At 69.1% G+C, this 19,248-nt stretch carries 15 protein-coding genes; 4 read left to right on the forward strand and 11 right to left on the reverse strand.

The window, feature by feature from the left end:
- Positions 1 to 148: 148 nt before the first annotated feature.
- Positions 149 to 4,177 carry a type VII secretion protein EccC gene (locus NS2_RS04935; protein WP_033085990.1) on the reverse strand — a complete coding sequence of 1,343 codons (4,029 nt, stop codon included), beginning with the start codon at positions 4,175 to 4,177 and terminating at the stop codon, positions 149 to 151.
- Positions 4,178 to 4,278: 101 nt separating this feature from the next.
- Here NS2_RS04935 and eccD point away from each other — a divergent pair, with 101 nt between their 5' ends.
- Complete coding sequence (eccD, locus tag NS2_RS04940) at positions 4,279 to 5,751, forward strand: type VII secretion integral membrane protein EccD (protein ID WP_033086049.1); 1,473 nt, start codon at positions 4,279 to 4,281, stop codon at positions 5,749 to 5,751.
- A 20-nt stretch (positions 5,752 to 5,771) separates the two neighbouring features.
- Positions 5,772 to 7,187 (forward strand): type VII secretion-associated serine protease mycosin, encoded by a 1,416-nt coding sequence (gene mycP / locus NS2_RS04945; RefSeq protein ID WP_033086048.1) that lies wholly within the window; start codon positions 5,772 to 5,774, stop codon positions 7,185 to 7,187.
- A gap of 6 nt (positions 7,188 to 7,193) precedes the next feature.
- Here mycP and eccB read toward each other — a convergent pair whose 3' ends face one another.
- Positions 7,194 to 8,678, reverse strand: a complete 1,485-nt coding sequence (eccB, locus tag NS2_RS04950) for a type VII secretion protein EccB (protein ID WP_147207087.1) — start codon at positions 8,676 to 8,678, stop codon at positions 7,194 to 7,196.
- A gap of 108 nt (positions 8,679 to 8,786) precedes the next feature.
- On the opposite strand from eccB, the gene eccE reads away from it, so the two are divergent.
- Positions 8,787 to 10,430, forward strand: coding sequence for a type VII secretion protein EccE (eccE, locus tag NS2_RS04955; RefSeq protein ID WP_081985671.1), 1,644 nt, complete (start codon positions 8,787 to 8,789; stop codon positions 10,428 to 10,430).
- Positions 10,431 to 10,454: 24 nt separating this feature from the next.
- Here the strand turns inward: eccE and NS2_RS04960 are convergent, their stop codons facing one another.
- The 3 genes from NS2_RS04960 to NS2_RS04975 all read right to left on the reverse strand — a co-directional run bounded on the left by NS2_RS04960 (position 10,455) and on the right by NS2_RS04975 (position 13,540).
- Positions 10,455 to 11,033 (reverse strand): NADPH-dependent FMN reductase, encoded by a 579-nt coding sequence (locus NS2_RS04960; protein WP_033085988.1) that lies wholly within the window; start codon positions 11,031 to 11,033, stop codon positions 10,455 to 10,457.
- Positions 11,034 to 11,057: 24 nt separating this feature from the next.
- Positions 11,058 to 12,377 carry an NAD-dependent epimerase/dehydratase family protein gene (locus NS2_RS37145; protein WP_256255891.1) on the reverse strand — a complete coding sequence of 440 codons (1,320 nt, stop codon included), beginning with the start codon at positions 12,375 to 12,377 and terminating at the stop codon, positions 11,058 to 11,060.
- 329 nt (positions 12,378 to 12,706) lie between these two features.
- Positions 12,707 to 13,540, reverse strand: a complete 834-nt coding sequence (locus NS2_RS04975) for an S-methyl-5'-thioadenosine phosphorylase (RefSeq protein WP_033086045.1) — start codon at positions 13,538 to 13,540, stop codon at positions 12,707 to 12,709.
- Positions 13,541 to 13,634: 94 nt separating this feature from the next.
- On the opposite strand from NS2_RS04975, the gene NS2_RS04980 reads away from it, so the two are divergent.
- Positions 13,635 to 13,979: a metal-sensitive transcriptional regulator gene (locus tag NS2_RS04980; protein WP_033085987.1), complete on the forward strand. Its 345-nt coding sequence runs from the start codon at positions 13,635 to 13,637 to the stop codon at positions 13,977 to 13,979.
- On the opposite strand, the gene NS2_RS04985 is transcribed toward NS2_RS04980, so the two are convergent.
- The 6 genes from NS2_RS04985 to NS2_RS05010 all read right to left on the reverse strand — a co-directional run bounded on the left by NS2_RS04985 (position 13,976) and on the right by NS2_RS05010 (position 19,228).
- Positions 13,976 to 14,962, reverse strand: coding sequence for a nitrilase-related carbon-nitrogen hydrolase (locus NS2_RS04985; RefSeq protein ID WP_081985669.1), 987 nt, complete (start codon positions 14,960 to 14,962; stop codon positions 13,976 to 13,978). The two genes, NS2_RS04980 and NS2_RS04985, sit on opposite strands and share 4 nt — an antisense overlap.
- Positions 14,963 to 15,041: 79 nt before the next feature.
- On the reverse strand, positions 15,042 to 15,914 hold the full coding sequence (locus NS2_RS04990; protein WP_143837536.1) for an AraC family transcriptional regulator: 873 nt from the start codon (positions 15,912 to 15,914) through the stop codon (positions 15,042 to 15,044).
- 201 nt (positions 15,915 to 16,115) lie between these two features.
- Positions 16,116 to 16,970: a nitrilase-related carbon-nitrogen hydrolase gene (locus NS2_RS04995; protein ID WP_033085985.1), complete on the reverse strand. Its 855-nt coding sequence runs from the start codon at positions 16,968 to 16,970 to the stop codon at positions 16,116 to 16,118.
- An 84-nt stretch (positions 16,971 to 17,054) separates the two neighbouring features.
- Positions 17,055 to 18,035, reverse strand: coding sequence for an AraC family transcriptional regulator (locus NS2_RS05000; RefSeq protein ID WP_033085984.1), 981 nt, complete (start codon positions 18,033 to 18,035; stop codon positions 17,055 to 17,057).
- A gap of 269 nt (positions 18,036 to 18,304) precedes the next feature.
- Entirely contained in the window at positions 18,305 to 18,601 is a 297-nt protein-coding gene (locus NS2_RS05005) for a helix-turn-helix transcriptional regulator (protein ID WP_033085983.1), read from the reverse strand.
- A gap of 24 nt (positions 18,602 to 18,625) precedes the next feature.
- On the reverse strand, positions 18,626 to 19,228 hold the full coding sequence (locus NS2_RS05010) for an AraC-like ligand-binding domain-containing protein (protein WP_071344632.1): 603 nt from the start codon (positions 19,226 to 19,228) through the stop codon (positions 18,626 to 18,628).
- Positions 19,229 to 19,248: the final 20 nt, after the last annotated feature.

Here is a 19,248-nt window from a genome sequence, read left to right on the forward strand (position 1 = left end):
TCGCATCCGTGCCGCCGGTTGGGTGCCGAACCTATTTTGGACGTACCCGGTGAGTTACCCCGGTCGGCACGAAATCAGTGGTCACGCCGGGATACGAAGAACTTCATAGCGAGCGGCCCCGGCACTGTTGCCGGGGCCCAACGCATTTCTACAGCTCGGCCGGGGGCAGCCAGCCGGTTTGGATGAGTTCCTCGCCCGCGCGGGTGCCGTAGGTGCCGCGGCCCGGGGGCATGAGGGACGGGCGGGTGTTGCCGAAGAGGACGCCCTCGTCGCGGCTGCAGCTCATGATCAGGGACGCGGAGTTGAGTTCCTTGAGGCGGTTGAGGGTGGCCTCGTACATGGCGCGGCCCGCGCCGCCCGAGCGGCGGGCCAGGATGACATGGAATCCGAGGTCGCGGGCGTGGGCCAGATGGTCTACGAGGGCGTGCAGCGGGTTGCCGCTGGCATTGGCGACCAGGTCGTAGTCGTCGACGATGACGTAGAGCTCGGGGCCGCGCCACCAGGAACGGTCCTTGAGCTGCTGCGGGGTGACGTCGGGGCCGGGCATGCGCTGGGTGACGTAGGCGGCCAGGTCTGCCATGTGCTGGGTGAACTGGGGCGCGGTGGTGCCGTAGCCGGCGAGGTAGCCCTGCGGGACGGTGCCCAGCATGGTGCGGCGGTAGTCGCCCATGATTATACGGGCCTGGTCGGGAGTGTTGGCCGCGCAGATGGATTGGACCAGCGAGCGCAGCACCGTGGTCTTGCCGCATTCGGAATCGCCGATGATGACGAAGTGCTGGCTGGCGGCCAGGTCCAGAGTGACCGGGGCCAGCTGGGATTCGTTGATGCCGAGCGGGAACCGCAGACACGCCTGGGACCGGTCCACCTGCGACGGCCAGTCACCTGCCATGCGCAGCAGTTCTTCTCGCGGCAGCCGCTCGGGCAGCATACGCACGGCCGGTGCCGGGCGTCCGGGGGTGAATCGGGCGATGGCCGAAACCGACTCCGCCACACCGGTTCCCAAGCTGGCGGGATCCGAGCTGCCGTCCACCCGGGGCAGCGCGGTCAGCATGTGCAGCCCGTCGGCGGTCATGCCGCGACCGGGGCGGCCCATGGGCACCAGAGCCGCGAACTTGCGGCCCAGATCGGAGTCCATGGGATCGCCGAGCCGCAGTTCGATGCGGGTGCCGATCTGGTCCTTGAGCGCGGGCCGCGCCTCGGCCCACCGGTTCAGCGACATGACCACGTGCACGCCGTACGAAAGGCCCTGCACCGCAAGGTTCATCACCGTCTGTTCCAGGATCTCGAACTCCTGCCGAAACGCGCCGTAGCCGTCGATCACCAGGAACACGTCGCCGAACGGATCCTCGCGCACACCCGCGGCGATGCTGTCGGCCCCGTCAGTGGCGCGCAGCCGCCGGAACTCGGCCATGGATTCCACACCGAGCCTTCGGAACTCGGCCTCGCGGCGGCGCACGATGCCCACCATCTCGGCCACGGTGCGGCGCACGGTGTCCTCTTCCATGCGGCTGGCGACCGCCCCCACGTGCGGCAGCCCTTCCAGGCCGACCATGGTGCCGCCACCGAAGTCCAGCAGGTAGAACTGCACCTGTTCGGCGGTGTGCGTCAACGACATCGCCATGACCAGCGAGCGCAGCGCGGTCGACTTGCCCGACTGCGGACCACCGACCACGGCCGCATTGCCGCGGGAACCCGACAGGTCCACCACCATGGGATCGCGGCGCTGATCGTAGGGCCGGTCCACGATGCCGATCGGAGCCCGCAGCGCCGCAAGGGGATTCCAGTCGCCGGTCAGGATCGAGCGCGGCAGCAGTTCGTCCAGGGTCGGGGCTTCCCCGAGCGGCGGCAACCAGATCTCGTGGGCGGGACGGCCGTGCCCGCGCACCCGCGATACCAGCATCTGGAGATTGGAGACCTGGTCGGTGTCCACCGGCTCCTCGATCAGTTCGGGCAGCTCGGGCACCGGAATCCGGTCGGCGGCACGGAACTCCACGTGCCCGGCCGTGAACGGGCGTGCGCTCGAGTCGATCTCGACCGATTGGGAGGTGACCGTGACCTCCCGGTAGGACCCGCCGCCCGCATAGGCTCCGGAGACGTACGCGGACTGGAACCGCTGGATCTCCCTCGAATCCGATTTCAGATAGCCGCCACCGGGATTGTTGGGCAGGTTGTAGGCGTCCGGCACCCCCAGCACCTGCCGGGATTCATTGGCGGAGAACGTCTTCAGACCGATCCGATAGGACAAGTGGCTCTCCAGCCCTTTGAGCCGTCCCTCCTCCAGCCGCTGCGAGGCCAGCAGCAGATGCACGTGCAGCGAACGCCCCAGACGGCCGATCATGGTGAACAGCTCGGCGAAATCCGGGTGTTGCGACAGCAATTCGGAGAACTCGTCGAGCACCACGAACAGTGCGGGCATGGGGTCCAGGTCCGCGCCCGCCGCGCGCGCCTTCTCGTATTCGGAGACATTGGCGAAATTGCCCGCGGCGCGCAGCAGTTCCTGACGGCGGTTCATCTCACCGGCCAGGGCGTCGCGCATGCGGTCGACCAGGTCGGCCTCTTCCTCCAGGTTGGTAATGATGGCCGCGACGTGCGCGACGCCCTCCAGCCCGAGGAAGGTGGCACCGCCCTTGAAGTCCACCAGCACGAAGTTGAGCTGATCCGGCGAGTGCGTGGCGATAAACGAAAGCACCAGCGTCCGAAGGAATTCCGACTTACCGGAGCCGGTCGCGCCGATGCACAGCCCGTGCGGGCCCATACCGGCCTCGGCCGCCTCCTTGATATCGAGCACCACCGGCAGCCCGTCGGCCCCGACCCCGAAGGGCACCCGCAACCGCTCCCGGCCGTAGCGCGGCTTCCACGCGGTCTCGGGGGTGAAGGCCCCGATATCGCCCAGGCTCAGCAGCTGCGACCAGCTCGAAATGACCTCGCCCTCATCGCCGCCGGTCTCGGCGGTCCGCTGGGCGGCGGCCCGGTACGGCGCGAGCCGCCGCGCCGCCTGCTCGGCCTCCTTGGCCGTAATACGGTCGATGACCGCGAAGCGTTCCATCACCCCGGCCGCACCGCGCCCGGCGCACTCCCCGTTCTCCACCACCAACCCGATGCCCCGGGAGACGGCCAGCCGCGGCGCGTACCCGCACAGGTCGATGACGGTGACGCCCTCGAACCCGGTCTCCCGCAGGGGATCTTCGTCGGCTTCGAGCAGTCCGCCGTCCACCACCAGCACGATCTGGGTCAGGTTCGGATTGGGCGGCTGAGTGCGGGAGTAGCGAACCCGGTTGTACAGCAACGGATTCAGGTCGGCGTGCGCCTCCCGGATGGATCCGTACACCATGCGCCCGCTGCCCACCCCGTCCTGGGAGTCCGGGTGCTGGGTGTGCGGCAGCCACTTGGTCCACTCCCATTCGCGGGCGGTGTCGGGTCCGCAGACCACCGCGATCAGGACCTGGTCGGGCCCCTGGAACATGGCCAGTTGCAGCAGCATGGCCCGGGTCATCTCGCGGGCCTGGGCCCGATCGCCGGTGAGCTGGACCGCGGCGAAGCCCTTGACGGCGATGGCGGTGGGCAGATCCGGCACGGTGGAGTGGGTGCGCACGAACCGCCGCAGGGAGACCGCGGCGATGGGTTCGAGCTCCTCGACGGGACCGGTTTCCGGGGCGACCAGTCTTGTAGCAAGCCTCTGGCTACCGAGCCCGATGCGGGCGTGGCAGAAGTCCTTGTCGCCGGGCCGGCGCTCCCACATGCGCGTGGTCCCCGCCAGCATCCAGATCAGCCCGGGCTCGGGATGACTCCACTCCACCGCCGCCCGCTGCTGCCCGGCGGTGTCCTCCACATCCCGGCGGACCTGATCGAGATAGCGCAGATAATCCTTGCGGTCCTCGTTCGCCTCGGCCGCCTTCTGCCCCTTGCCGCCCTGCCCCGCATACATCCCGACCATGGAAAACACCATCATCATCGGAAACATGAGGCTCATCGGATTGGTCGCGATGCCGCTGCCGGAGGTGATCATCAACGCGACCATGCCGAGCATGCCGACACCCATCACCACGGGCATGAGCTTCGAGAAGAGATTGGCCGGAACCGCCCGGGGGATCTCCGGCGGCGGCTGGAGGGTCACCTCGCCGCCGGGTGAGCGGGGCATCTCCCGACGTGGACGACGCTGGAACCGTACGGTGCTCATCGCTGAAAATCACCCATCGAATCCGTCGGACATGCGGCGCCGGGGTGCACACATGTGGTCTCAGTGTACGGACGGCAACCATCATGCCGTACAGTGCGGGCGTGACGCACTCGCGTACGGATCATCTCGATGAACTCCGCTCGGACCGGGCTGGGACCGTCCGCGCGCCCGACCTGGCGCGAGTCACCATTCTCGCCAAGCACACCCAGGTCGACATGGCCATTCCGGTGGACGTGCCGGTGGCGCTGGTCATCCCGAGCGTGGTCGACATGGTCGATCACCACAATCTGGTCAATGACTTCGACACCGACGGCGAACAGTTCGAGCCGCACGAATGGGTGCTGGCCCGCATCGGGCAGCCGCCCTTCTCCAATTCGCTGAGCCTGTCCGAACAGGGCGTGCGCGACGGGGAACTGCTCATGCTGGAGAGCGCCGAGCACATCGCGCCGACGCCGCTGTTCGACGACATCATGTACAACGTCGCCATTGCCGACGCCGACCACTTCCGCGGCTGGACCCCGCGCACCGCCCGGCTCACCGGATCGATCCTGGCCGTGGCCATCATGCTGACCGGCTGCTTCGGCCTGCTGGCCGCGCCGACCGCCATTCCGGGCTGGGTGAGCGGCATCGTGGCCACCTTCGTGTCGCTGCTGCTGGTCACCGCGAGCATGGTGCTCAGCCGCATGTACCGCGATCACGCGAGCGCGCTGGTGCTGGGCGGCTGCGCGCTGCCCACCGCCTTCAGCGCGGGCATGCTGTACGTGCCGGACCACTACGGCTGGGCCAATGTCCTGCTCGGCGCGGTATTGGCCGGGGCCACCGCGATTCTGGCCTGGCGGGTGAGCGGCGTCGGGCTGGGCCTTTTCATCGGCGTGACCGCACTGGCCGTGTACGCCATCCCGGCCGCGCTGGTCGGCCTGCTGACGGAGGTGTCCACCCACGCCATCGGCGGCGGCGTGGCCACCCTGGGCTTGGCCGGATTGTCGCTGGCCCCAAGGCTTTCCATGCTGCTGGCGAAACTGCCACTCCCCCCGGTCCCGGCCCCGGGCACCCCGATCGACCCGACCGAGGACGATCCCGACGACCATCGCGCCCTGCCCACCATGAAAGTGCTGCGCGCGAAATCCGAACGGGCACGCGAATATCGGGCCGGGTTGGTGACCGCCACCACCGTGGTCGTCATCGCCGGTGCGGTCGCGGCCGTGGACCCGACCGCGGACAGTCCCTACTGGCCCGGCCTGGCATTCGCCCTGGTATGCGCGGTCGTGCTCATGTTCCGCAGCCGCACCTACGCGGGCGCGGAACAGGCCGTCGTACTCATCGCGGGCGGCACCGCCATTGTGCTCCTGGTCCTCATCGGCGCTGCTCTCACCCAGCGCCAGCCGCTCACCATTTTCGGTGTCGCCCTGCTGCTTTTCGCCGCGGCGCTGGTACTGGGCATCCTGGTGCCGCGCCAGCAGGCGACCCCGCCCATGCGCCGGGCGGTGGAATTGCTGGAGTACGCCTTCGTGGCCGCCGTTGTGCCCCTGGCCTTCTGGGTGACCGACCTCTACACGCTCGTCCGCGGACTGTGACCGAGACCGAGACCGAGACCATGCGCGTTAAGGCACCGAGCACCAAGGGATTACGCGTCCTCGCGGCGGCAGCGGCGCTGGCGGCGGGAGCCGGGGCGGGCATGGCGTCCGCGGACCGGCCGCCGCCCATCGACGCGGGCCTGCTGCCCCCGGGCGGTCCGGCCGTGCCGCCCACCGAGACCGAGCATCCGGCGAACTCGCCGTGCTTCAGCACGCAGGCGGGCGGGGACGGGCCGACCATTCCGCCGACCCAGCGCACCCTGGAACTGCCGGACGCATGGCAGTTCTCCAAGGGCGCAGGGCAATTGGTGGCGGTCATCGACACCGGGGTGTCACCGCACCCCCGGCTCCCAGGTCTGATTCCGGGTGGCGACTATGTCGCGGCGGGCGGGGACGGCACCGAGGATTGCGATGCGCACGGCACCATCGTCGCGGGACTGATCGCGGCCACGCAGGTCGACGGTCAGGGTTTCGCGGGGGTTGCCCCAGAGGCGCGGATCATGACCATTCGCCAGACCAGTGCGCTGTATCAGACCAAGGGCGCGGGCAAGGAAAAGGGCCCCGACGATATGCCCGACGGGTACGGCAAGATCTCCGCGCTGGCCTCGGCCGTGCGACGGGCCGCCGACGCGGGGGCGCGGGTCATCAATATCTCCCTGGTCGCCTGTCCCACCAGCGAACCCGGCAACGCGGAGATGGGGGCGCTGGGCGCGGCCGTGCAGTACGCCGCCGAGGCGAAGGACGCGGTCATCGTGGCCTCGGCGGGCAATACCGACACCTGCAAGGCGAGCAATCCGGGCCTGGCTCCCTTGCACCCCATCGATGATCCGTGGAATCACGTCACGTCCTATGTGGTTCCGGCGTGGTGGGATGCCTATGTGCTGTCGGTCGGCTCGGTGGACGCGTTCGGCCAGCCCTCCAAGTTCACCGTGCCCGGCCCGTGGGTGGGAGTGGCCGCGCCGGGCGAGAACATCATCTCGCTCGACCCCCGCAATACCGGGCTCACCACCGCCAAGGTCACCAATCAGGGCCAGGTCGTCCCCTACAGCGGAACAAGTTTCGCCGCACCGCAGGTCTCGGGCGTGGCCGCGCTGGTGCGCTCCCGATTCCCGGATATGCGCGCGAGCGAGGTCATCAAGCGCATCGAGGCCACCGCGCACGCACCCGGCGAGGGCTGGAATCCCTATATCGGTTACGGCACAGTCGATCCCGTCGCGGCCCTCTCCGACCAGGTGCGAACCGAACTGCCACCCAAACTCCCCGCCGGACCACGCGACCAGCAACTGACACTCCCGAAACCACCGCCCGCCCCCGACAACACCGCGCGCAATGTGGCCTTGATCGGCGCCGGAATCGTCTCGCTACTGCTGGTTCTCGGCTTCCTCGCCTCGTTCCCACTGCGCCGCAGGTTCGGCGTCCAGGACACCGACGCCTGATCGGCGTCAATTCGGTCCGGGGGCTTGGGTTTTCACCGGCTCCTTGGCCGGCTGCGGGTCCGGTGCGACACCGTCGTGCGCGACCATGGCGGCGTCGCGGCTCAAAGTCGGTCCGGGCGCGAGCAATCCGAGGATGGGCCAGGGCGCGGGTTCCGGGCGCACCTTCTCCGGGTCCATGCCCAGCGCCTTGGCTGCGTCCAGGTTCTTGATGCCGAAGCGAACTCCGTAGTCGGACACGAAGAACAGGCTGTCGTGGCGCTGGCTGTCGGGCTCGATACCGGTGGACTGCACGTAGGCGCCCGCGCCCGGTTTCATGTAGAAACTGTCCACGTTGGGCCCGCTGCCGTCGGCCTGCGCCAGCGGAACCAGCTTGGCCCCGTCAGGAATCGGCATGGCGTGCCCGGTGAGCACGCTCAGTTCGGCGTGCTTGCTGCCGTCGGAGGTGTCGGCCGAGCTCAGCGGCTTCCAGGACAGGCAGTCGATGGGCTGGTCCTTGCCGTCGACGATCTCGGGAGCCTTGTCCGGATAGTTCGCCACCCGCAAGGCCGAGGACACTGGCGCGCCGGTCCGGTCGGCCTGCGCGATGTAGTTGTCTGCGGCCGTGGACCGGTAGGTATTGCGGATGATGTCGGCGGTCAGCGGCGAGACGGCCTGCAACCCGTCGGGCAGCACCACATAATACCTGTTGTCGGTTCGCACCTGCACCACATCGCCGATGCGGTGATCGCCGAGCGGGTAACCCGGTGCGGCACCGGCATTCTCGATGCGCGGCGGCACCAGCGGCAGCACCTCGGGAATGGCGTTGAGCAGGCCCTCGCTGATCGGGCGCGGGGTGAAGCCGCGGATATCGAGGGCATCCACCACGGCCCGGTCGTTCATGTCGACCTGGGCGCGCTCATTGTCGTAGATCAGATAGGCGTGGTCGCGGCCCTGCACCAGCAGCGCCTTGCCGGAGCCCAGCGCGGATGCCTTGTCCGCCAAGTTCAGACCGCCGACCAGCACCGAAGTGGTGAGGTTGCGGCTGCCGTCGTTGGACAGGGCGTCGCACACCGTCCAGGTGCGGCTCTCGGCGTCGAAGTTCAGCGACGTCGGCGCGCCGGGGATGCCGATCAACTGCCCGCGCGGCCGCTTGGCCAGCTCGGATTCCTTGATGGTGGCGGGCTTGGCGGCGTCCCCGGCGGCCAGCCGGGCCGAGGCGATATTGAGGGCGGGGTGGACCACGTTGTCGAGCACCACGTAGACCGCGCCGGTGTCCTTGCCGATGAGGATCTTGCTGGACCCGATCTGCCCCTGCGGACGCAGCAGAGCCAACACCGCGCAACCCGCCAGCGCGACACACGCGAGAATCAGTCCGGCGGTGAACGCGCGGGACTGGGAGCGCATGGGATCGTGCAGCATTCGCACGTCCCTGCGGACCAGGGCGTGCTCCATGCGACGGACCAGGAAGCGGTAGCCGCTCACCTGCCATCGGGTCGTGGGTTTCGAAGGCATCCAAGTCCCGGAAGGTCGTTGCGTTCGCCGAACACAGTACAGTTACCAGGACCTTCGTTCGCACGCGACCGCCACGCGCGGCCGATTTCGAGGAGCCGGGGACAGCCGATGACGACCGATTCCGGGGCGACGGCGGGGCGGCCGTTGCTCGGCCGGATCTCCTTCGCGAACCTGGTCTGGGCCCAGGTTTCAGGACTGGTCGTCATGGTTGTCGCACTGCGGTGCGGGCTGGTCTGGTGGGGTGCGCTCGCCCTCGGAATAGTGGTCGGTCTGGTTCTCTTGTTGCCGCTCGGCAAACGCACAGTTTCCGACTGGATCGCCACCCGCGGCCGCTTCCGCGCCCGTCGCGGCCACCCGCCCGCCGACATCATCGACTTCCGCGCCCCGGACGGCCGCTCGCTCGGGCTCTACTGGGACGGCAGCCGCGTGGTCGCCGTCGTCGAGGTGCTCGCCCCCAAGGGCGGACTGACCCGTCTGGGGCGTTCCACCGTGGCTTCCACCCATCTGCTGCCGCTACCCGAACTCGCGAAAAGCCTGAGCCGGCACGACATTCTGCTCTCGGGCATCGATGTGGTCTCGCACGGCTACCGCAGCCGCTCCGGCACCCCGGCGGGCGCGATCTACGAATCCCTGCTCGGCCCGCTGCCCGCCACCGCGCATCGCACGGTCTGGCTGGCCATCGCCTTCGACCCGATCGTCTGCCCCGAGGCCGCGGCCCGGCGCGGCGGCGGGCTGAGCGGCGCGTGCCGGGCGGTCACCATCGCCACCCAGCGCATCGTGCGCACCCTCGAGGACGCCGACTGCGCGGCCCGGCTGCTCACCGCGCCCGAGATCCGGCAGGCGGCGCTGCTCGTCACCGCGGGCGTGGATCCCGGTGAGCTGAGCCAGCACTGGCGCTACGCCGAACTGGGCAACAGCGTGAACATCGGCGCGGCCGTGGACCCGCACCGGCTGGCCTCGGACCTGCTGGCCCAGCTGTGGGTGCCCGCCTCGCGCGGCACCACGGTGGCGGTCCGGCTGCGCCCGGGCCGCGACGCCGACACCGTGCGGATCGGCGCGTCCTGGCGGCTCACCGCCCGGGAGCTGCCCGAGGAGCCGGTGCAGCAGCACATGATCTCCATGAACGGCCGCCACCGCGAGGGCCTGCTCGCGCATCTGCCGTTCGCGGTGCCCGGCCTCGACGACACCGTGCCCACCGAGATCCGCGAGATCGCCGCCCTCGACGCCCTGCACCTGCCGTCGGCCGGGTGCGGTCAGCTGCTCGGGTCCGACGACGACGGCAATGGCGTGGCGATCCGCCTTGTCGGACAGGGTATTTCGAGCGTCTACGTGGCGGGCGAGCTCTATCTGGCGCAGCAGCTCGTCTTCCGCGCCCTGGCCGTGGGCGAGCGCGTCCTGATCCGAACCGACCGGCCCCACGCCTGGCAGCAGCTGGTCACCACCATCGGCAATCCGGACCGGCTCACCGTCGCGGTCGAAACCCACCAGTCCGACGCGGATTTCACCGCCACCGTCGTCGACGGTGTGCTGGCACCCGCACCCCACGCCGGCCTGACCACCATCTACCTGACCGGCGACCCGCTCGGCTGGCCGGCCTCCAAACCGGACCTGTCGATTCAGCAGCCCGGTGCCACCGGAAACCGCATCACCCTGCGCACCGGCAACACCGAGGTCCCACTGACCCTGGTCTCCATCCCCCGCGAGTCCACCTACATCGGAACACCCCGGGCGGCGGCCGTCTTCGCGCGCTGACCGACCTCGTCGGCCCGGCAGCGGTCAGCTCCCCGGATACGGTTCCGCGGCCCGGGCCGTGTGCAAGGCCGTTCCCCACCAGGAAAATTGGCGAAGCATGCGGTCGGCGGCGTCGATCGCAGCGCCGTCGTGAGTCTCGCCGTCGGCATCGAACCTGCGCTTGGCCTCGTGGAAGCTGACGGTCTCCCGGATCGAGACCATGTGGATCTCGGCCACCACCTGACGCAGCTGCTCGACCGCGCGCAGACCGCCGGACCGCCCGCCGTAGCTGACGAATCCGATGGGCTTGCCGCGCCATTCCCGCTTGACGCTGTCGAAGGCCGTCTTCAGCGAGGCCGGATAGCCGTGGTTGTACTCGGAGGTGACGGCCACGAAGGCATCGGCGGCCGCGATGCGCCGCTGAAATGCCCGGACCTCCTCGTCCTCGGTCAGGTCCGTGGGCAGCGGCGTATCGATGAGGTCGATGACCCCCACCTCGAAATCCGCGTCCGCCCGTGCCCGCCGCAGGAACCAGTCCGCGACCACCGGCGCGAAGCGCTTGGGCCGCACGCTGGCGATGATGACCTCGAGCCGCAGCGGGGTGTCCTTCGAAAGTTCCGCCATGCCGCGAGCCTATCGGCCCGCCCGTCAGCGGTGGCCGACCCCGCGCGCGGCGTACTCGGCCAGGCCCGCGGCGGGCGGGGTGGGCGCGGTGAAATCGAGCGCGTGCCTGGCCCGTTCCGGATTCGCGACCAGATGCCGGATATCGGTGACCCGGCACTGGCCGGTGACCAGCGGGCTCGGCCCGTCCACGGCCTTGGACATGGTGGAGGCCACCTCCCACAGGGTGAGCGGGCGCCCCGAGGCGATATTCAACGGCAGGAATCCGGCCAGCGGCCGTTCCACCGCCGCCACGGTCGCCACCGCGGCATCGCGGACATGCACGAAATCCCGCACCTGCCCGCCGTCTTCGAAGACGCGCAGCGGTCGCCCCGCCCGCAGTTCGGCCCGGAACCGGGCCGCCACACCGGATTCCGCCGACCGCACCTGCCGCCCATCGGCCACCGGGTCGCCGTAGAGATGGTGATACCTCAACACCGCGGCGTCACCACCGGTATTGGCCACCCACGCCAGCGCATAGTGCTCCTGGGCGACTTTGCTTGCGGCATAGGCGCTCCGGGGCCGCAGGGGCGCGTCCTCGAGCAGCGGCTCCCAGGTCAAGACCTCACCCGACCGGGGCGCGCGGTGGTCGTACAGGCCCCGATCCAGGTCGGCCCGCCGCCGCAGTCCCGGATAGAACGGCCCGCCGCGCTGACCGCGATAGCGCCCCTCCCCGTAGACCGCCACCGACGAACCCAGCACCAGACGCGGCACCGACACTCGCTCCATCGCGGCCAGCAGCGTCGCCGTGCCCGCGTCATTGTGCGTGGCATACAGGGCCGCCGAACGCATCCCCTCGGCCCCGAACCGCATGCGCTCGCCGGCCCGGCGCAGTCTTTCGGCCGCCCGGCGGCTCGCCTCCGGATCCGGCCGTGGACCCGCGGATCCGCGCACGCAGGGCCCGGCCCCGTGACCGTCGCCCACGCCGGACTCGGCCGCGCGAGCGGGATCGGACACCCCGCGAGCAGCGTTCGCCCCTTCCTCCCGGCCTCGTCGAGCCACGGGAAGGTGTTGCTGGAGAGCCGGATTCAGGCCGCTCGCGGACGCCGGGCGACCCGGGTCGCGCAGCTGGGGCAGGGGCACCGCGGCGGCCAGATGACAGACCACGTCGATACCGTCCAGCAGCGGCTCCAGCGCATCGGCATCACGAATGTCGACGCGGGAAACATGGTCGGGGACTACCGGATCGACGCCGTGCACGGTGGCGAGCAGGGCGTCGATGGCGATCACCTCGTGCCCGGCCCCCAGCAGCGCCCGGTGCACATGCGAGCCCAGGTAACCTGCCGCGCCGGTCAGCAGCACGCGCAGGGGTTCGGGACCGCCCGCATTCATGCCCTCAGCGTATTCGACGAACACGGACCGCTCACGTCCAGCGGTCCCCGTAACCCGAATACCTATTTGGTGATGGACATTCCGGGCGGAACAACGCCCCGGGATGCCGCCGCGAGCAGGTGCAACGGCGCACATCGGGGTACAACGTCGTACCCCGGTTGCTCGGGCGGCAACGTGGCAATGCCCGGGGGCTCTTCGAATCTCACGCAACAACTGATCTCGTGCCGACCGGGGTAACTCCCCGGGCACCCCCAAAATCGGTTCGGCACCCAACCGCCGGCACGGGTTGCCAAGGCGGACGGCTCTCAGCCCTCCGCTTGAGTCCCGGGGAGGCGGAAAGGCAGTTGCACGCCGGTGCCGGTCAGGACGCGGCACTTGTCGCAGGTGTCGTCGCCCTCGACGGCGGCTACGGCGCGGCGCACCAGGGCCTTGAACGGGACCAGGTTGCGTTCGAACTCGGCAAAGACGGCGGCGGCGCTGACGCCCTCACCGGACTCCAGGCCCGCGTCCAGGTCGGTGACGAGAGCGATTGCGGAGTAGCACATTTCGAGTTCGCGGGCGAGCACGGCCTCCGGGTGGCCGGTCATATTGACCAGCTCCCAGCCCTGGCCGGCGAACCAGCGGCTCTCGGCGCGGGTGGAGAAGCGCGGGCCCTCCACCACGACCATGGTGCCGTAGTCGTGGGCGGGCAACTCGTCGCCGAGGGAAGCGATTGCGGCCGTGCGCAGTTCGTCGCAGTACGGGTCGGCGAAGGAGACGTGCACGCCGCCGGTGTCGAAGAAGGTCTGGGGGCGGCCCGACGTGCGGTCCACCAGCTGGTCCGGCACGGCCACGGTGCCCGGGCCCCAGTCGGCGCGCAGGCTGCCGACGGCGCAGGGGCCGAAGATGCGGCGCACGCCCAGCGAGCGCAGCGCCCACATATTGGCGCGGTACGGCACGGTGTGCGGCGAGAACTCGTGCTTGCGGCCGTGCCGCGGCAGGAACGCCACCGACCGGCCCTCCACCTGGCCGATGGTGATGGGCGCGCTGGGCGCGCCGAAGGGGGTCTCGACCTCGACCGTGGTGGCGTCATCGCCGAAGAAGTCGTAGAACCCGCTGCCTCCGATAATGGCGAGCGATGCCCGTGGATCCGAACTCATGCCCCGATTCTTGCGCATGCGCGCATGAGTGGTGGTAGCAGGGCGAACCATGTACCCTAGGGGGGTATTAATGCCGGGAGTGAGGACAGCGCAGGTGACCAACGACCAGCCCGCCACGCCAGAGACCACCGCCGATCCGTCCTGCCACGACCACGCCGCACACGGCTACATCACCGCCCAGGACGACTACCTCAAGCGCCTGCGCCGCATCGAAGGCCAGGCCCGCGGCCTGCAGCGCATGGTCGAGGAAGAGAAGTACTGCATCGACATCCTGACCCAGGTCTCCGCCATGACCAAGGCGCTGCAGGCGGTCGCCATGGGCCTGCTCGAGGATCACATCAGCCACTGCGTGGTCGACGCGGCCGTCGCCGGTGGCCCCGAGGCCGAAGCCAAGATCAAGGAAGCCACCGACGCCATCGCGCGGCTGGTGCGGAGCTAGCAGGCGGCGATGCCACCCGGGTAGGCGCCGAGGGTCATGGGGAGGGCCCAGCGGTCGGGCCCGGACTGCCAGCCGGTGGCGGCGCGGCGGGAGTTGCGGCGGGTGACGGCCGGTTCCTTGCGGTCGCGGGTGACTCGGGGGGACTCGCAGGGCTGGCTGTCGGCGGCGGACGCGCCGATTTCCAGGTCGGCGTAGAGGATTCCCCGTTCGCCCTCGGGGAGGGCGCTCACCAGTTCACTGCCGTCCGGGGCGTAGATGCGGGCGCGGCCGGTGGGACCGGTGGTGCGGGGCTGGGGCGCGCCGCCCCAGGCGGCCGCGGTGACCACCGCGGCGGGGGCCAGCACGAAGGCCCCGACCTCCAGGGCGTACATGCGGCTGACGGTGACGGCCGAATCCGGGCCGGGCGCATCGCCATCGGGGCCGGCGGGCCAGGCGGCCACGTGGATCTGCTCCTCGTCGGCGCGCAGCGCGCGGGTGAGCAGCGGGCGCTGGTTCTCCTGACCGGAGAGCGCCCCGTACATCCCGATCGGGGTGCGATGCACCGCGGGCAGATTCGGGGTTCCGGAGGCGAATATCTTGCGTTCCACGCTGTTCAGCCCGGCTTTCCGGCGTACCGACAGCAACTCGCCGGAATCGTCGATCACGGCCTGCGACAGATAGATTCGCCGATCCTGCCGTTCCCCGAATCCGAGCACGACGTGAATGCCGTGTGCGGCCGCCGCATCGGTGATCGCGCGCATTTCCGCACCGTCCCGGGTCATCGAATTCTCGCGGCAGCGAGTCGAGTATTCGACATTCCACTGATTGGTATCGATCCAGCGCCACCACGGATATCCCGGTAGAAACGCCTCCGGGAATGCGATCAGCCGAGCGCCCCGCATCGCGGCAGCTCCGATCAGTTCGACGACCTGTTCCACGCCGTCGGAGAGCCGCAGCCAGCTGGGTTCGGCCTGGACGGCGGCGACTCGCACCGTAATCCTCATCGCTTATCCCTCATGGAACGTGATGCTTGCCAAGAGTTTCCGGTCAAACAATGGCGATGAGTGCCGGATCACCGACTGATCATGCCAAAGCGCGAAAAGCGCCCGGCGTCGTTCCCATTTCCAGCCGGAAGCTGCGGTAGAAACTACGCTCCGTGAGGAATCCGGACGCTTTCGCCACCGCGGATAGCGGCAACTGTGGCGCATTACGCAACAGATCGCATGCACGTTCGATTCGCATGCGCCGCAACACCGTTCCCGGACCGCCCTCGAACTCACCGAATACGCGGTAGAGAGTACGCCGCGACATCCGGCAACCCTCCGCGATTCGGTCCACCCCGAGTTCGGGATCGGAACAGTGGGCGCGCATGAAGTTCAATACCCGTTGCCTATTGAGCACATCGGCCGACTGATCACGCGGAATACGCCCGGACGCGGCCACCACGGCGGCCGCCATCAGATCCATCCCGGGGGCGGCCAGCAGGGCCGCCTCGCCGGGATCGTGACGCTGCAATTCCGCCAGCCCGCGAAAGAATTGGCCCACGACGCCGGGGGCGGTATTTTCGGAAAAGACTGTCGCCGTGGGTAATTCGAGTTTGTCGACGCCATAGCGCTCACGCAGCCGACTCAATGGCACCTGGACGACGACTTGTTCGAACTCCTCGGCCGCGTCCCACCGATACGGACGGGTACTGTCGTAGAAGACAATTCCGCCGGGTCCCACATCGGCCACTCGATCGTCTTGGCGCAACTGCGCCGTTCCCGCGGTCGGAATGCTGGCGAGCAGATATTCGTCGCAGCCGCGGCCGATCAGTCCATCGGTGCGCCGAATGACCTGCGGCATCGATCCGATTACCGAGAGATCCACATCCCCGTGCCGAGCGTGTTCGATATATCCACGAAAACGACCGGTCGGTATTGGTTCCACGGCCAACGGCACATACGCCGCACTCACCAGCGCTTCCCAGCGCTCGAATGCCTCGCCCGCCGATTGTTCCGGTCCGGATCGCACCTCGATCCGATCGACCGCTTCTGACCCGTCCACTCCCCGTCCCTCGATGACAATGGTCGGCCCATGTACGGCCGAATACTTGGGGGAAGTGTGTCAGATCGGGAGAGACCGGGCCAATGCACCGGATCGGTCCGCGCGATACCACTAGGCCGCCGACTCGAAACTCAGATCCAGTTCCAGATCCGCGTACAGCAAACCCTGTTCGTGCCCGCTCAACGGCGAAGCCAGCTCTTCTCCGCCCGGCGCGAAGATGCGCGCGTGCCCGCCCGGCCCGCGGACCAGCTGCTTGGCCGGCTCCGAACCGCGACGGCTCTCGCTGCCCGCCACATCCATCACCGAGCACGCCGCGACCACGTTCAGCTGCCCGACCACCGCGTACCAGAGGGTGGCCGCATTGTTCACGCGCACACCCCAATCCACGTCCCGCGCCACGATGAAACCCGGCCAGGACACCACGTGGATCTGCGCCCCGGTGCGTTCCAGCTCGCGCCGCGCCGGGAGATGCAACTGCTCGGAGCCGCCCTGCACCGCGATGCGGCCGATGCCGGTCTGGAAGACCTCGGGCTCGCCGGGCTCGCCGCAGCGGAAGATCTTGTGCTCCAGCGGCGTCAGCTCGGGCTTGCGGCGGACTCCGAGCAGTACCCCTCGATCGTCGATGAGGCACTGCGACATGTAGAGCGCAGTGCCGCAGCGTTCACTGAAACCGAGCAGCACGTGAATACGATGCCGGCGCGCGGCGTCGGCGATGCGCCGGAACTCGGTGCGGCCCACCGTCATCGAATTCGTGCGGTAGCGCGCGAAGAACCCCTGACCCCAGCTCACCGACTCCAGCCACAACCACCACGGATAGCCGGGCAGGAAGGTCTCCGGGAACGCCACCAGTTGCGCGCCACCGGCGGCCGCGTCCTCGATGAACTCGACGGCCTGCTGGACACCGGCACGCAGATCCAGCCATCGCGGCTCGGCCTGCACGGCTGCGACTCGCACCTTCGTCGGCACCTCGGCTCCTTCGACAGGATCGGATGATCTGTGCAATCACCCTTCGCCGAACGCGTGCCGCTTTCAGCGACATACCGTGCCGAGCTACCGACCGCGCGTGCCTGCGTCCAGTTGGGACCGGAATTGCCCGGGCGTCACGCCGGTTTCCTGCCGAAATGCCCGGTAGAAATGCCTATCGGTGGCGAAACCGGAGGCCGCGGCAATCCCCGAGAGTGGCCGGTTCGGATCGGCGCGCAGCAACCGGCGCGCATGCTCGACCCGCATCCGGCGCACCAGCGCGGCCGGGCCGCCGATGTCCTCGCACAGCCGGTACAGGGTGCGCCGCGACACCAGGCAGGCGTGCGCCACCTCGTCGACGGTGAGATCGGGATCGGTATAGCGCTTGCGCAGCACCGCCAGCACCTGCTGACGGGTGAAGACCGAATCGGCCGTGGCCGGTGCGCTCTGGCCGTTCGCGAGCAACACCGCCGAGGAGAGCATGGAGGTGACCTGCGACTCCAGCATGCTTGCGGCCCGGTCGGTTTCATCGACGGGCAGCACCGCCATGCCCCGGAAGAAGTCGGCCACCACTCCCATCGCGCCGGTGGCCGGGAGTGCCTTGGCGATCGGCAACTCGTGGCGCGCCAGCCCGGCGTGCTCGAGCACCTCGGACATGGGCGCGCGCACGATGGTCGACACCGCGTTCTCGGTGGTGCGGCTCTCGATCGGCCGGGCGCTGTCGTAGAAGGCGATGGTCCCGGCCCCGCCCTCGGTGAGCCGGCCGTTCTGCTCGGTCCAGTTCGCGCCCTCCACAACAATGTTCACCAGCAGGAAGTCTGCACCGGCCTGTTCGAGCTGGCGTCGGGTGCGGACCACGCGCTGGGCGCTGGAGGTCATCAGGGTGAGGCTGGTGCGGTCGAATTGGGTCGAGCGCAGCTTGCCGTGCCAGCTGCCCTTGCCGAGCGGTTCGATGATCGAGGGCAGCACGGCGTCGGCGACGATCGACTCCCACTGTTCGAAGGCCTGGCGCGCGGATACCTCGGAGGTCGTTGAGACTTCGGCGCTGGCCGTGGAGGCGGTACCCACACCGCCATCATTCCACTACCGAGCCGCTGGCAAACTGCGAATGAAGCCGACCAATGCGGCAAAACATACCGACTGGCCCTGATTGTGCAGTGGCACAGTGGAATTGCGGAGTGGCACCGCCGAAAAATTGAGGCCGCCTGCCCGGTCACCGGCGGCTCGAGGCGGCGACCGGGCGGCGCGAGTCCAGTATTCCGATCTCACGCCGCGCTGTGACTGCCCGCCCGTGCCAGATCACTGCCAATTGGCGTCAGCCCCGATTCACCCCCTGATCAGCCACGATGTGAGCGGAATTCGCCAGGGGTCATGCCGGTCTCGCGTTTGAAGGCCCGATAGAACTGCCGCTCGGAAATGAAGCCCGACGCGCGCGCCACCGACAGCAGCGGCCGGGTGGGATCGGTGCGGATCAATGCGAGCGCGCGCTCCACCCGCATCCGCCTCAGCATGGCCGCGACACCGTCCTCGCCCTGCTCGAACAGGCGGTACAGGGTGCGCCGGGAGACACTGCACGCCCCGGCCACCTGATCGATGGTGAGTTCCGGGTCGGCGTAGTTACTTTGGATGTACATCAGGGCCCGCTGTTTGGCCAGCGCCTACGCCGGCTCGTCGCGCGGCAGGTCCCCGGCCGCCAGCTGCACCACCGAGGCCAGCAGCCCGGTGCCGTGCTTGGCCAGCTCCGCCGCCTGATCCGGTGCGGTGTACTGCAATTGGGCCAGCCCGCAGAAGAAGCGGCCGACGATGCCCGCGGCGCCCTCGGGCGGGAACCGCACCGCCGTCGGCATCCGGTCCGCGGGCACCCCTGAGGCGCCCACCACCTCGGCCAGTGGCACCTGCACCGCCACCACGCCCCAGGACTGCTCGAAGTGCGCGCTGAACGGCCGCGAGCTCACGTGCAGCGTGAGTCCCCCGTCCGCCAGCTCCCCCACCCTGCCGTCCTGCTCCAGCCACCCGTGCCCGTGCGTGGTCACACTGGCGAACAGGATTGCTTCCTCGGGCTCGTGTATCAACCGCGGGATCCGGCTCAGGTGCTGCCCGCTCGCGGTCACCATCGACACATCGATCCCATCGAATCGCGATTGCACGATCCGCGCCCGGAACTCCCCCGCCCGCACCGGCGTAACCACCAGCGGAACGTAAGCCGCCGCGACCGCGGCCTCCCACTCCTCGAACGTCTGTTGCTGGGAGACCTCCGGCATGGATCGAACCTCCACCACCG

Origin of the sequence: Nocardia seriolae NBRC 15557 (assembly GCF_007990715.1) — a bacterium.
GTDB lineage: Bacteria > Actinomycetota > Actinomycetes > Mycobacteriales > Mycobacteriaceae > Nocardia > Nocardia seriolae.

Excerpts from the sequence above, each read along its gene's own strand:
- NS2_RS04935 (WP_033085990.1), bottom strand. The coding sequence starts at position 4,177 with ATGAGCACCGTACGGTTCCAGCGTCGTCCACGTCGGGAGATGCCCCGC.
- mycP (WP_033086048.1), top strand. The coding sequence starts at position 5,772 with ATGCGCGTTAAGGCACCGAGCACCAAGGGATTACGCGTCCTCGCGGCG.
- eccB (WP_147207087.1), bottom strand. The coding sequence starts at position 8,678 with ATGCCTTCGAAACCCACGACCCGATGGCAGGTGAGCGGCTACCGCTTC.
- eccE (WP_081985671.1), top strand. The coding sequence starts at position 8,787 with ATGACGACCGATTCCGGGGCGACGGCGGGGCGGCCGTTGCTCGGCCGG.
- NS2_RS04960 (WP_033085988.1), bottom strand. The coding sequence starts at position 11,033 with ATGGCGGAACTTTCGAAGGACACCCCGCTGCGGCTCGAGGTCATCATC.
- NS2_RS04975 (WP_033086045.1), bottom strand. The coding sequence starts at position 13,540 with ATGAGTTCGGATCCACGGGCATCGCTCGCCATTATCGGAGGCAGCGGG.
- NS2_RS04985 (WP_081985669.1), bottom strand. The coding sequence starts at position 14,962 with ATGAGGATTACGGTGCGAGTCGCCGCCGTCCAGGCCGAACCCAGCTGG.
- NS2_RS05005 (WP_033085983.1), bottom strand. The coding sequence starts at position 18,601 with ATGTACATCCAAAGTAACTACGCCGACCCGGAACTCACCATCGATCAG.
- NS2_RS05010 (WP_071344632.1), bottom strand. The coding sequence starts at position 19,228 with ATGCCGGAGGTCTCCCAGCAACAGACGTTCGAGGAGTGGGAGGCCGCG.